The organism is Erwinia sp. HR93 (assembly GCF_034555055.1).
Lineage (GTDB): Bacteria > Pseudomonadota > Gammaproteobacteria > Enterobacterales > Enterobacteriaceae > Apirhabdus > Apirhabdus apintestini.
In genome coordinates this window covers 266723-280461 of the sequence record NZ_JAXUDP010000001.1, presented here as the reverse complement: position 1 = coordinate 280461, position 13739 = coordinate 266723, and the positions used below count along the sequence as shown (strand labels likewise).

At 50.1% G+C, this 13739-nt stretch carries 11 protein-coding genes and 2 tRNA genes; 11 read left to right on the top strand and 2 right to left on the bottom strand.

The window, feature by feature from the left end; all coding sequences use genetic code 11:
* Positions 1-25: 25 nt before the first annotated feature.
* Complete coding sequence (dacB, locus tag SFA31_RS01320) at positions 26-1459, bottom strand: serine-type D-Ala-D-Ala carboxypeptidase (RefSeq protein WP_322839269.1); 1434 nt, start codon at positions 1457-1459, stop codon at positions 26-28.
* Positions 1460-1705: 246 nt separating this feature from the next.
* Here dacB and greA point away from each other — a divergent pair, with 246 nt between their 5' ends.
* On the top strand, positions 1706-2182 hold the full coding sequence (gene greA, locus SFA31_RS01315; RefSeq protein ID WP_322836371.1) for a transcription elongation factor GreA: 477 nt from the start codon (positions 1706-1708) through the stop codon (positions 2180-2182).
* A gap of 150 nt (positions 2183-2332) precedes the next feature.
* On the opposite strand, the gene yhbY is transcribed toward greA, so the two are convergent.
* Positions 2333-2626, bottom strand: coding sequence for a ribosome assembly RNA-binding protein YhbY (yhbY, locus tag SFA31_RS01310; protein WP_322836370.1), 294 nt, complete (start codon positions 2624-2626; stop codon positions 2333-2335).
* Positions 2627-2740: 114 nt separating this feature from the next.
* Between yhbY and rlmE the strand changes: the two genes are divergently transcribed.
* The 10 genes from rlmE to infB all read left to right on the top strand — a co-directional run bounded on the left by rlmE (position 2741) and on the right by infB (position 13724).
* Positions 2741-3370, top strand: coding sequence for a 23S rRNA (uridine(2552)-2'-O)-methyltransferase RlmE (gene rlmE / locus SFA31_RS01305; protein ID WP_322836369.1), 630 nt, complete (start codon positions 2741-2743; stop codon positions 3368-3370).
* A 177-nt stretch (positions 3371-3547) separates the two neighbouring features.
* On the top strand, positions 3548-5482 hold the full coding sequence (gene ftsH, locus SFA31_RS01300) for an ATP-dependent zinc metalloprotease FtsH (RefSeq protein WP_322836368.1): 1935 nt from the start codon (positions 3548-3550) through the stop codon (positions 5480-5482).
* 257 nt (positions 5483-5739) lie between these two features.
* The gene (gene folP, locus SFA31_RS01295) at positions 5740-6588 is read left to right on the top strand and encodes a dihydropteroate synthase (protein WP_322836367.1); all 849 of its coding nucleotides are present in this window, start codon (positions 5740-5742) and stop codon (positions 6586-6588) included.
* Positions 6581-7918, top strand: a complete 1338-nt coding sequence (glmM, locus tag SFA31_RS01290; protein ID WP_322836366.1) for a phosphoglucosamine mutase — start codon at positions 6581-6583, stop codon at positions 7916-7918. The genes folP and glmM overlap by 8 nt, the downstream gene beginning before the upstream one ends.
* A gap of 332 nt (positions 7919-8250) precedes the next feature.
* A complete protein-coding gene (gene secG / locus SFA31_RS01285; protein WP_322836365.1) occupies positions 8251-8580 on the top strand; it encodes a preprotein translocase subunit SecG in 330 nt (109 codons plus the stop codon).
* A 52-nt stretch (positions 8581-8632) separates the two neighbouring features.
* Positions 8633-8719: transfer RNA gene (locus SFA31_RS01280), tRNA-Leu, on the top strand.
* A gap of 59 nt (positions 8720-8778) precedes the next feature.
* Positions 8779-8855: transfer RNA gene (locus tag SFA31_RS01275), tRNA-Met, on the top strand.
* A 190-nt stretch (positions 8856-9045) separates the two neighbouring features.
* Positions 9046-9498 carry a ribosome maturation factor RimP gene (gene rimP, locus SFA31_RS01270; protein WP_322836364.1) on the top strand — a complete coding sequence of 151 codons (453 nt, stop codon included), beginning with the start codon at positions 9046-9048 and terminating at the stop codon, positions 9496-9498.
* 26 nt (positions 9499-9524) lie between these two features.
* Complete coding sequence (gene nusA, locus SFA31_RS01265; protein WP_322836363.1) at positions 9525-11012, top strand: transcription termination factor NusA; 1488 nt, start codon at positions 9525-9527, stop codon at positions 11010-11012.
* A gap of 24 nt (positions 11013-11036) precedes the next feature.
* Positions 11037-13724, top strand: coding sequence for a translation initiation factor IF-2 (infB, locus tag SFA31_RS01260; RefSeq protein ID WP_322836362.1), 2688 nt, complete (start codon positions 11037-11039; stop codon positions 13722-13724).
* Positions 13725-13739 lie beyond the last annotated feature (15 nt).

The window sequence follows — 13739 nt, the reverse complement described above, 5'->3', positions numbered from 1 at the left end:
CTTACTGAAGCTTTTATCCCGCAGACTAATTATTTTGATAAAGCGCTTTATATAACCGGCTTTCGAAGCGGGCAAGCGGTACGCGGCGGTTTCGTTGTTCGGCTGGTTCAACGGCATATCCGGATAAATACTGGACGAAGGCCAGCCGTTGCCCACTGGCGGCGGTAAGAAAGCCCGCCAAATTATACACGCCCTGCAGCGAGCCAGTTTTCGCAGAAACTTTCCCGTCGACGCCGGCGAGATGCAGGCCAGCACGGTAGCGTAGTGAGCCATCATGACCAGCAAGAGGCAGCATAGAGATAAAATCTAGTTCGCTATCGTGAGCGGCGATGTATTGCAATACCTGCATCATTGTCGCTGGGGAGATCAGGTTGTGACGGGAAAGGCCGGAACCGTCAACTATGAGAGTATTTCCTAAATCGATATTTGCTTTTTGACGCAGCAATTGGCGCACCGCATCTGCACCCGCTCTCCAGGTTCCCTGAACGCCAAAATACTGGCGGCCAATGGTTCGGAATACAGTATCTGCAATCATGTTGTCTGATTTTTTTAACATTGTATGCAGAAGTGCATGCAACGGGGGCGATTGTACACTGGCAATGATCGTACCCGGTGTGGAAGGCTGGGTTTCACGCAAAAGCGTACCGGTGACACGGATCCCGGCTTTTTTAAGTTCTTCCCTGATAATGGCACCCGCATATCCTGCGCCGTCCTGAATAGCGAAGGCAAGCGGTAGCGGATCGCTGCGCTGAGGCAGGCAGCCCGTAAGCGTATAACGATTTAAATCACCGGGTACTACGTCCAGTTCACAGTAGCGCGCTTCCGGCGAGCCTTTAGCCAGCGTTTTGACCTGGCTAAAGACAGTGACTGGATAATAAGATGCAATACGCACAAAGGCGGGTTTATTAGCTTCTGGCGCGCTATAGAGAGATACAGAAAAACAATTACGATCGATAATTGCGGCGGAAGGCGGGGCGCTAAAGCATTGCGTCATATCGTTCCACGGCCAGCCTGGCGCTTTGTCGTGACTGGCAAAAACTGAGGTATCAATAAGAACATTGCCTTTTATTTCACGTACCCCGGTTTTCTTAAGCGCAGCAACAAGGTTAAGAATGCTCTGTCTTTTTAACGTGGGATCGCCGTCAAAACGCGCGATTAAATCCCCGTTGAGAATATCGCCGTTAATATTACCGCGTCGCTCCAGTGTGGTAGTGAACCGATATTCCGGCCCCAACTGGAGCAATGCCGCCAGAGCGGTAATCACCTTTTGAGTGCTGGCAGGCAGGGCCATTTGCTGCCCGTGATAATCGAGCACCGGATTTCCGGCACCGGTCTTTTGGACTAACAGCGCCAGGTTTGAACCGGGCGGCAGTTGCTGCGCGTATTCCTCAATGCTGATAGCCTGAGCGTTCAGTGTAAAGATGCTGGTCAATCCGATGATAAAACTGGAAAATCGCATAAATCTCGCAATGACGGCCTGGAAACGAATAGCCATACTATGGCGCATTGTGCTGAAAAGTAAACGATGACCCCCGATGAACTTCGGGATAAAATGTGCATCAAAATGAAAAATTGTTGCTGGCCTGGGTAACTTCCCGGGTTGGTTTTCTTTTGTTCTCAGTCGGTGGAGGATTGCCACCGAATATAGCGTTGACGCTAGCTGCGATGCGCAATCTCAACAGGACAGTATGAAGAGGTATAACAAATGCAACCTATTCCGATGACCTTACGCGGTGCAGATAAACTTCGTGAAGAGCTGGAACATCTGAAGTCTGTTCGTCGGCCTGAAATTATTGCAGCGATCGCCGAAGCGCGTGAGCACGGCGACTTGAAAGAAAATGCGGAGTATCACGCGGCGCGTGAACAACAAGGCTTTTGTGAAGGCCGCATCAAAGACATTGAAGCTAAATTATCGAATGCCCAGATTATCGATGTGACGAAGATGCCAAATAATGGGCGGGTGATATTTGGTGCGAGCGTGGCGGTTTTAAACCTCGATACCGATGAAGAACAGAACTACCGCATAGTGGGTGACGATGAAGCCGATTTTAAACAAAATCTGATTTCAGTGAATTCCCCTATAGCGCGCGGGCTTATTGGCAAGGAGAAAGACGACGTTGTGGTAATTAAAACTCCGGGCGGTGAAGTTGAGTATGAAATTTTGAAGGTAGAATACCTCTGATTTCTGCTACTCTGAACGCCAGTCACTTTTGTAAAGATAAGAAAAGGCCGCAATGCGGCCTTTTAACGACAATAGGGGCGTGGCATGTTGCTCACGCCCCTGTAGAATAAGCGCCTGGCAATACTGGCATCTATGGTGTCGGTGGCGTATTCAGCGCGGCAGTGAAATTTTACGCTCTTTGGTTGGACGATATAAAATAAGCGTCTTTCCAATAATCTGCACGTTACAGGCTTTGGTTTCTCGCACAATTGCATCTGCAATCAGGATTTTAGTCTCACGATCTTCCGTGGCGATTTTTACCTTGATAAGCTCATGATGTTCAAGCGCTTGTTCAATCTCGGCCAGCACGCCTTCGGTCAAACCATTATTGCCAAGCTGCACGACAGGCTTGAGTGGATGAGCCAGACTTTTCAGGTGCTGTTTTTGTTTAGTACTCAGATTCATTATGTTTTTGCTTAAGTTGGGATTGAAAACGGGGCATTCTACCGCCATCTCTTAACTATAGCCAAGGCGACATCATTTGGCGGCTGCGCGCGATGAATTCAGATGGAATAAAAGATGACAGGTAAAAAGCGTTCTGCCAGCTCCAGTCGCTGGCTACAGGAACACTTTAGCGATAAATATGTCCAGGAGGCGCAGAAAAAAGGGTTTCGTTCCCGCGCCTGGTTTAAACTGGATGAAATACAGAAAAGCGATAAGCTTTTCAAACCGGGGATGACCGTTGTCGATCTCGGCGCGGCGCCCGGTGGATGGTCTCAATACGTCGTAACACAGATTGGTGGTAAAGGGCGTATTATCGCATGCGATCTTTTACCTATGGATCCAATCGTCGGCGTAGACTTCCTTCAGGGCGATTTTCGTGATGAATTAGTGATGAAAGCGCTGCTGGAACGCGTGGGAGATAATAAAGTTCAGGTCGTCATGTCTGACATGGCACCTAATATGAGTGGTACACCCGCAGTGGATATCCCGCGGGCCATGTATCTGGTAGAACTGGCGTTGGAAATGAGTCGTGATGTTCTGGCGCCGGGCGGCAGTTTTGTAGTGAAAGTTTTCCAGGGCGAAGGTTTCGATGAATATCTGCGGGAAATTCGCTCCCTGTTTACGAAGGTGAAAGTTCGTAAGCCGGACTCTTCGCGTGCCCGTTCGCGTGAAGTGTATATTGTAGCGACCGGGCGTAAAGTATAACCGGTGAATTTCGGGCGGCGGTATAGCAATCGTATGGATTCTGAAGGCGTATAACTTTATGCCGAGGGAAGAGGCCAGCGCTGAAGGCACATATCGCAGCTTGAAAGACATTGGATATATAGTATCCTGACGCTGTTTTTAACACAGTTGTAATATGAGGTTAATCCCTTGAGTGACATGGCGAAAAACCTAATACTCTGGCTAGTCATCGCAGTTGTGCTGATGTCGGTGTTCCAGAGCTTTGGGCCCAGCGAGTCGAATGGCCGTAGGGTGGATTACTCTACCTTCCTGCAAGAGGTCAATCAGGATCAGGTTCGCGAAGCGCGTATCAACGGACGTGAAATCAACGTTACCAAGAAAGATAGTAACCGATACACGACTTATATCCCGGTTAACGATCCCAAGCTTCTTGATAATCTCATTACTAAGAATGTCAAGGTTGTTGGCGAACCCCCTGAAGAGCCCAGCCTGTTGGCTTCTATCTTCATTTCCTGGTTCCCAATGCTATTACTGATTGGGGTGTGGATCTTCTTTATGCGCCAAATGCAAGGCGGCGGTGGTAAAGGCGCAATGTCGTTTGGCAAAAGCAAAGCGCGGATGCTAACGGAAGATCAAATTAAAACGACTTTTGCCGATGTCGCAGGGTGCGATGAAGCAAAAGAAGAAGTGGCTGAACTGGTTGAATATCTGCGTGAACCCAGCCGTTTCCAGAAGTTGGGTGGTAAAATTCCCAAAGGTGTTTTGATGGTGGGCCCGCCTGGTACTGGTAAAACGCTGCTGGCGAAGGCGATTGCCGGTGAGGCAAAAGTGCCATTTTTTACCATTTCCGGCTCTGATTTCGTTGAAATGTTCGTTGGCGTAGGTGCATCTCGCGTCCGCGATATGTTTGAACAAGCGAAAAAAGCTGCGCCATGCATCATCTTTATCGATGAAATCGACGCGGTCGGCCGTCAGCGTGGCGCCGGGCTTGGCGGTGGTCATGACGAGCGTGAGCAGACGTTGAACCAAATGCTGGTCGAAATGGATGGGTTTGAAGGCAATGAAGGCATTATTGTTATTGCTGCGACTAACCGCCCCGATGTTTTAGATCCGGCGCTATTGCGTCCTGGTCGTTTTGACCGCCAGGTTGTCGTGGGGCTTCCGGATGTTCGTGGTCGTGAACAAATTTTAAAAGTCCACATGCGCCGTGTACCGCTGTCGCCAGATATTGATGCTGCTATCATTGCTCGTGGCACCCCGGGTTTTTCCGGTGCCGATCTGGCGAACTTGGTTAACGAAGCCGCGTTGTTTGCCGCTCGCGGTAATAAGCGCGTGGTCTCCATGGTTGAGTTCGAAAAGGCGAAAGATAAAATCATGATGGGAGCGGAACGCCGTTCCATGGTGATGACTGAAGCGCAAAAAGAATCCACCGCATATCACGAAGCCGGTCACGCTATTATTGGGCGCATCGTGCCAGAACACGACCCTGTACATAAAGTGACCATTATTCCGCGAGGCCGCGCGCTAGGCGTTACATTCTTCCTGCCTGAAGGTGATGCGATCAGCGCCAGCCGCCAAAAGCTTGAGAGTCAAATCTCAACCCTTTACGGTGGGCGCCTTGCTGAAGAAATTATCTACGGTGTAGAGCATGTTTCGACCGGTGCATCGAATGATATTAAAGTTGCGACAAACCTGGCACGTAACATGGTAACCCAATGGGGCTTCTCTGAGAAACTTGGGCCTTTACTGTATGCGGAAGAGGAAGGCGAAGTATTCCTTGGTCGCAGCGTCGCAAAAGCGAAGCATATGTCTGACGAGACGGCACGTATTATCGATCAGGAAGTAAAAGCGTTAATTGAACGCAATTACAACCGCGCGCGCCAGATCCTGAATGACAATATGGATATTTTACATGCGATGAAAGACGCGCTTATGAAATATGAAACCATTGATGCTCCGCAAATCGACGATTTGATGGCCCGTCGTGAAGTTCGTCCGCCTGCTGGCTGGGAAGAGGCTGCATCATCTGATAATACTGATGATAACGGTAAGCCTCAGGCTCCACGTCCAGTCGATGAACCTCGGACGCCAAACCCAGGTAACACCATGTCTGAGCAGTTCAACGATAAATAAAACCATTTGTCGTAAGCGTTAAATAAAACCCCGGAATTCCGGGGTTTTGCTTTTTCCAATCCTTAACTTATGTCTGAAGCTATTGTTTGGCACCGGCGCGAAATATGGCGTATTCATATTCCATGAGGTATTCGTTTGAAAAGCGTGTTTTCTGTAAGAGAAGCATTGGGCTGCGCTATTTTGCAATAACACATAAAATGGCCAGTTAACGTGCCGTGATATTCCAAAACTATCCTTTCAACGAAAAGAGAATTTCCATGAAACTGCATGCTCAGGGATCTTCACTGGATCTCACCTATCCTCACGTTATGGGGATATTGAATGTTACGCCTGATTCGTTTTCTGATGGAGGACGGCATAACACTCTGGTGGAGGCTATCCGCCATGCGAATGAGATGATCAACGCCGGTGCGACCATTATTGATGTCGGCGGAGAATCGACTCGCCCGGGGGCTACAGAAGTCAGTGCGGAAGAAGAATTGGAACGAGTTGTTCCGGTAATTGAAGCTATAGCCCAGCGCTTTGAGGTGTGGATTTCTGTTGATACCTCAAAGCCGGAAGTCATTACGGAAAGCGCGCAGGCCGGCGTGCATATCATTAATGATATTCGTTCTTTAAGCGAACCTGGGGCTCTGGAGGCCGCGGCGGAATCTGAGCTTCCAGTATGTTTAATGCATATGCAGGGGACGCCCGGGACAATGCAGGAAGCGCCGTCTTATCTGGATGTATGTCAGGATGTCGGTGATTTTTTTACTTACCAAATTGCCCGCTGTGAAGCGGCAGGAATAACAAAAGAGAAATTGTTGCTCGACCCGGGCTTTGGTTTCGGTAAAAATCTAACGCATAACTATCAGCTTCTTGCCAAACTCTCTACATTCCATCGCTTTAATCTGCCGTTATTAGTAGGAATGTCACGGAAATCAATGATAGGGCAGCTTTTAAATGTGGGGCCTGGCCAGCGTTTGAGTGGCAGCCTGGCATGTGCGGTGGTTGCGGCTATGCAGGGTGCACATATACTACGCGTGCACGATGTAAAAGAGACGGTAGAAGCGCTGCGCGTAGTAGAAGCTACGCTCTCAGAGAAGGAAAATAATCATTATGAGTAAGCGGAAATTTTTTGGTACCGATGGTATTCGCGGGCGGGTAGGAGATTCACCGATCACACCAGATTTTGTGCTGAAATTAGGCTGGGCTGCAGGGAAGGTACTGGCGCGTCACGGTTCACGTAAAGTTATTATTGGAAAAGATACGCGAATTTCGGGCTATATGCTGGAATCCGCGCTGGAAGCAGGGCTCTCGGCGGCAGGGTTATCTGCTTCATTTACCGGTCCAATGCCCACACCGGCGATTGCTTATTTGACGCGTACCTTTCGCGCAGAGGCAGGTATTGTAATATCCGCTTCTCATAATCCTTATTACGATAACGGTATTAAGTTCTTTTCCATCGATGGAACAAAATTGCCGGATAACGTGGAAGAAGCCATTGAGGCCGAACTAGAAAAAGAAATTAACTGCGTTGACTCGGCTGAGCTGGGTAAAGCCAGCCGCATAGTCGATGCCGCTGGTCGTTATATCGAATTTTGTAAAGCGACGTTTCCAAACGAGTTAAGCCTGAATGGCCTGAAAATCGTAGTGGATTGTGCAAACGGGGCTACTTATCATATTGCACCAAATGTACTGCGTGAGCTGGGTGCTACGGTGGTGACAATTGGCTGTGAGCCTAATGGCGTTAATATTAACGACCAATGCGGAGCCACGGACGTCCGTATGCTGCAAAACTGCGTTTTGACCGAAAAGGCTGATTTAGGTATCGCGTTTGATGGCGACGGCGATCGCGTAATTATGGTCGACCATGCGGGGAATAAAGTAGATGGCGACCAGATTCTTTATGTTATTGCCAGAGAAGGCCTGCGTCAGGGAGCGTTACGCGGCGGCGCGGTTGGCACGCTAATGAGCAATATGGGGCTTGAGGTTGCATTAAAGCAGTTAGGTATTCCCTTCGAGCGAGCGAAGGTAGGCGATCGTTACGTTCTTGAGAAATTACAGGAGAAAGGGTGGCGTATCGGTGCGGAAAACTCCGGACATGTGATTCTACTCGATCAAACTACGACCGGTGACGGCATTGTCGCTGCCCTGCAGGTGTTAAGCGCAATGGCGCGTAACGCCATGACGTTACATGATTTATGCAGCGGTATGACGCTGTTCCCGCAGGTGCTGGTAAATGTAAGGTATACCGCAGGTAGCCGCGATCCGCTGGAAACTGAAGCGGTTAAACAGGTCGCGAAGGAAGTTGAAGATAATCTTGGTGCTCGCGGCCGCGTTTTACTGCGCAAATCAGGAACAGAACCGCTGATTCGTGTAATGGTGGAAGGCGAGGATGAAGCACAGGTCATCGAGTTTGCTAACCGGATAGCAGATGCGGTTAAAAGCGTTTAGGGGATTCAAACAGTAATCGCGCCTTCGTATGAAGACGCGATTACTTTTATTCTGCAAGATTCATTAAAGCATGGCTTTGCTTGCTTATCAGGATCGCAGAATCTGGGAAAAGTTGGTTACAGCCTTTGGTAATAAAGAGCGTAAGATTCCACTAATGGTTCATCGGACGCTGCTTTTTTCCTCAGTCGGCATCATCATGTAAAATTGCCCTTGCGCGCGGCTACTGCTTTGGTTAGTATTCACACCCGCTTCTGTGGGGAATGAAAAACGTCTTCACAATTATTTGGTTGAAGCAATATAGTGTGCGGAGATCCGCAAGGAACAGGTCAATTATGTACGAAGCTCTTTTAGTTATTTTCCTTATTGTAGCCGTGGCCCTCGTCGGTCTAATTATGCTGCAACAGGGTAAAGGCGCTGATATGGGAGCCTCTTTTGGCGCTGGTGCATCTGCTACGCTGTTTGGTTCAGGCGGTTCCGGGAATTTTATGACCCGCATGACTGCTATATTAGCTACGCTGTTTTTTATCATCAGCCTTGTGCTGGGGAACATAAACAGCAATAAAACCAATAAAGGAAGCGAATGGGATAATTTGACTCAGCCGAAGTCCGAGCAGACTCAACCCGCAGCGCCGGCAAAGCCGTCCAGCGATATCCCTAACTAACAGCTTTGGTTGTTCGTTAAATCCGGGTAATCGTAAATCCGGATATCTTAGTGCCGAGGTGGTGGAATTGGTAGACACGCTACCTTGAGGTGGTAGTGCCCAATAGGGCTTACGGGTTCAAGTCCCGTCCTCGGTACCAATCCTCGTTAAAATTTGCATTTTTAACGCAGCTTGTGTAGCATACGCCACGTTTTCTGACGCGGGGTGGAGCAGCCTGGTAGCTCGTCGGGCTCATAACCCGAAGGTCGTCGGTTCAAATCCGGCCCCCGCAACCACTTTCCTTAAGAGTTCTTTTTCAAATATACTGTAGAGACCGGCAGGTGCCTTTACGAGGTTTTGAAAAAAAATTCTCCTAGAAGGTTATACAGGGTTCAGTTATATAAAGCCCCGATTTATCGGGGTTTTTTGTTATCTGACGAGCAATAACTGGGCTATATGCCCTTTTTTTATGTCCCGGGGGTGGAATTGTCCACATTAGAGCAGAAATTAACAGAACTGGTGGCGGCGCCGGTAGAGGCACTAGGCTACGAGTTAGTCGGCATTGAATTTATCCGCAGCCGCACGTCTACGCTGCGCATCTATATTGATAGTGAGAATGGTATCAATGTTGATGATTGCGCTGATGTGAGTCACCAGGTCAGCGCGGTGCTGGATGTAGAAGATCCTATCAGCGTGGCTTATAACCTGGAAGTTTCCTCGCCGGGGCTAGATCGCCCGCTATTTAACGCCGAGCATTATCGCCGTTTCCTCGGCGAAGAAGTCAGTCTTGTATTACGCATGGCTGTTCAAAATCGCCGTAAATGGCAGGGCATCATCAAAGCCGTTGATGGCGAAATGATTACGCTTACCGTTGAGGGTAGCGATGACGTGTTCGCGCTGAGCAATATTCAGAAGGCGAATTTGGTTCCCCATTTTTAACAGTCTGGATTGAGGCGAAGCCCCTGATGAACAAAGAAATTTTGGCTGTTGTTGAAGCGGTTTCTAATGAGAAAGCTGTTCCGCGCGAGAAAATTTTTGAAGCGCTGGAAAGTGCTCTAGCAACGGCGACCAAGAAAAAATATGAGCAAGAGATCGATGTTCGGGTCAGCATCGATCGCAAAAGCGGCGATTTTGATACGTTTCGCCGCTGGCTGGTTGTTGATGAAGTTACTATGCCTACGCGTGAAATTACGCTTGAAGCAGCACGTTACGATGAACCAGAACTAAACTTGGGCGATTACGTTGAAGACCAGATAGAGTCTGTAACCTTTGACCGTATCACCACGCAAACGGCGAAACAGGTAATTGTTCAGAAAGTGCGTGAAGCCGAACGTGCAATGGTTGTGGAGCAGTTCCGCGACCGCGAAGGTGAAATTATTACCGGCGTTGTTAAGAAAGTGAATCGCGAGAATATCTCGCTTGATCTGGGAAATAACGCGGAAGCCGTGATATTGCGTGAAGATATGCTGCCACGCGAAAATTTCCGCCCTGGCGACCGCGTGCGCGGAGTTTTGTATTCCGTGCGTCCGGAAGCCCGTGGAGCGCAGCTATTTGTTACACGCTCCAAGCCTGAAATGCTGATTGAATTATTCCGCATTGAAGTGCCTGAGATTGGTGAAGAAGTTATTGAAATCAAAGCGGCAGCCCGCGATCCGGGTTCACGCGCAAAAATTGCCGTAAAAACCAATGATAAGCGTATCGATCCTGTAGGCGCCTGTGTAGGTATGCGGGGCGCGCGGGTTCAGGCTGTATCGACAGAACTCGGCGGTGAGCGTATTGATATCGTGCTGTGGGATGACAACCCGGCGCAGTTTGTTATCAACGCGATGGCGCCGGCTGATGTTGCTTCTATCGTAGTGGACGAAGATAAACATACGATGGATATCGCCGTTGAAGCTGGCAATCTGGCGCAGGCGATCGGGCGCAATGGGCAGAATGTGCGTCTGGCATCGCAGTTATCCACTTGGGACCTTAACGTCATGACGATTGAGGATCTGCAGGAGAAACACCAGGCAGAAGCGCACGCTGCGATCGAAACCTTCACAAAGTATCTCGATATTGATGAAGACTTTGCCACGGTGTTAGTGGAAGAAGGCTTCTCTAGCCTCGAAGAATTGGCTTACGTGCCGATGAAAGAGCTACTGGAGATTGATGGCCTTGATGAAACGACCATTGAAGCATTACGTGAGCGCGCGAAAAACGCGCTGACCACGATGGCGCTGGCCCAGGAAGAGAGTCTCGGGGATCAAAAACCGTCGGAAGACTTGCTTAACCTGGAGGGTATGGAGCGCTCGCTGGCCTTTAAACTGGCCGCGCGTGGGATTTGTTCGCTGGAAGATCTTGCCGATCAGGGTATCGACGACTTAGCCGATATCGAAGATCTCACCGATGAGAAAGCCGGTGAGCTGATCATGGCGGCCCGCAATATTTGCTGGTTCGGCGACGAGGCGTAATCAACTGTAGCAGGAAGGAACAGCATGACCGATGTAACCGTAAAAGCGCTGGCCGCTGAGATTCAGACCTCTGTGGATCGCCTGGTACAGCAATTTGCTGATGCAGGGATTCCGAAGTCTGCTGGAGACTCTGTAACGGCGCAAGAGAAACAAACGCTACTGGCCCACTTAAACCGTGAACACGGTTCCGGGCCGGATAAATTAACGCTACAGCGCAAAACGCGCAGTACTCTGAGCATCCCGGGTACCGGTGGTAAGAATAAATCGGTACAGATTGAAGTCCGTAAAAAGCGCACCTTTGTAAAACGCGATCCGCAAGAAGCCGAACGTCTTGCCGCGGAAGAACAGGCTAAGCGTGAAGCGGAAGAGGCAGCCCAGCGCGAGGCGGAAGCAGCCGCTAAACGTGAGGCAGAAGAAAAAGCGAAACGTGAAGCTGAAGAACAGGCCAGGCGCGAAGCCGCTGAAAAAGCAAAACGTGAAGCGGCGGAAAAAGACAAAGTGAGCAATAAACCAACTGACGAAGCGGCAAAAGCCGCACAGTCCGAAAAAGCGCGCAGAGAAGCTGAAGCGGCTGAACTGAAACGCAAAGCGGAAGAAGAAGCGCGTCGTAAACTTGAAGAAGAGGCGCGTCGCGCGGTGGAAGAGGCACGACGCATGGCAGAAAGCCAGAATTGGGATAACAAAGAAACGCCGGCTCCCGTTGAGGAAGATAGTGATTATCATCTCACGACTTCTCAACACGCACGTCAGGCGGAAGACGATAGCGACCGTGAAGTTGAAGGCGGTCGCGGACGCGGGCGTAATGCCAAAGTTACACGTCCGAAAAAAGGCAATAAACATTCTGAAACCAAAGCGGATCGTGAAGAGGCTCGCGCCGCCGTTCGCGGTGGCAAAGGCGGTAAGCATCGCCGCGGCAGTATGCTGCAACAGGGCTTTCAGAAACCTGCGCAGGCAGTTAACCGCGACGTGATTATCGGTGAAACTATTACTGTCGCCGAGCTGGCTAACAAAATGGCGGTTAAAGGCTCGCAGGTAATTAAAGCGATGATGAAGATGGGCGCGATGGCGACCATTAATCAGGTAATCGATCAGGAAACCGCGCAGCTCGTTGCCGAAGAAATGGGGCACAAAGTCACTCTTCGCCGCGAGAATGAGCTGGAAGAGGCGGTAATGAGCGATCGCGACACGGGCGCGAAAGCTGAGCCGCGTGCGCCTGTAGTGACAATCATGGGCCACGTCGATCATGGTAAAACGTCGCTGCTGGACTACATTCGCTCAACGAAAATTGCGTCAGGTGAAGCAGGCGGTATTACCCAACACATTGGTGCGTATCACGTTCAAACGGATAACGGTAGCATTACGTTCTTGGATACCCCGGGGCACGCCGCGTTCACCGCAATGCGCGCGCGCGGCGCTCAGGCGACGGATATTGTTGTGCTGGTTGTTGCCGCGGACGATGGCGTGATGCCGCAGACAATTGAAGCCGTGCAGCATGCTAAAGCCGCTCAGGTGCCGGTTGTTGTGGCCGTCAATAAAATTGATAAACCGGAGGCCGATCCGGATCGCGTTAAAAATGAGCTGGCTCAGTACGGTATCATCCCAGAAGAGTGGGGCGGAGAAAGCCAGTTCGTGCATGTTTCTGCGAAAGCGGGAACCGGCGTTGACGAGCTGCTGGATGCAATTCTGTTGCAGTCAGAAGTGCTCGAACTGAAAGCCGTGCGCAACGGTATGGCCAGCGGTGCGGTTATTGAGTCATTCCTGGATAAAGGCCGTGGGCCGGTTGCTACGGTGCTGGTGCGTGAAGGGACTCTGCATAAGGGCGACATCGTACTGTGCGGCTTTGAATATGGTCGCGTACGCGCTATGCGTAACGAACTGGGTCAGGAAGTGACTGAAGCCGGTCCGTCGATCCCGGTGGAAATTCTTGGTCTGTCAGGCGTTCCGGCAGCAGGTGATGAAGCGACCGTAGTACGCGATGAGAAAAAAGCGCGTGAAGTCGCCCTGTACCGTCAGGGCAAATTCCGTGAAGTGAAACTCGCGCGTCAGCAGAAAGCGAAGCTGGAAAACATGTTCGCTAATATGACAGAAGGCGAAGTGTCCGAAGTCAATATTGTCCTGAAAGCAGACGTTCAGGGTTCTGTCGAAGCCATTTGTGATTCGCTGCTGAAGCTGTCTACCGATGAAGTGAAAGTGAAAATTGTCGGTTCCGGCGTTGGTGGGATTACGGAAACCGACGCCACGCTCGCGGCGGCGTCGAACGCTATTATCGTTGGCTTTAACGTGCGTGCGGATGCTTCTGCGCGTCGGGTTATCGATGCGGAAAGCTTGGATCTGCGCTACTACTCCGTTATCTATCACCTGATAGACGAAGTGAAGCAGGCGATGAGCGGTATGCTGGCGCCTGAGTATAAGCAGCAGATTATCGGGCTTGCTGAAGTTCGCGATGTATTTAAGTCACCGAAATTTGGCGCTATCGCTGGATGTATGGTGACGGAAGGAACGGTGAAGCGCCACAATCCTATCCGCGTTCTGCGTGATAACGTTGTTATCTATGAAGGCGAGCTGGAATCCCTGCGCCGCTTTAAAGATGATGTGAATGAAGTACGTAACGGTATGGAATGTGGCATCGGCGTGAAGAACTATAACGATGTTCGCACCGGCGATATGATTGAGGTCTTCGAGGTTATCGAGATCCAGCGTACTATTAGCTAATCGTTCATCGACATA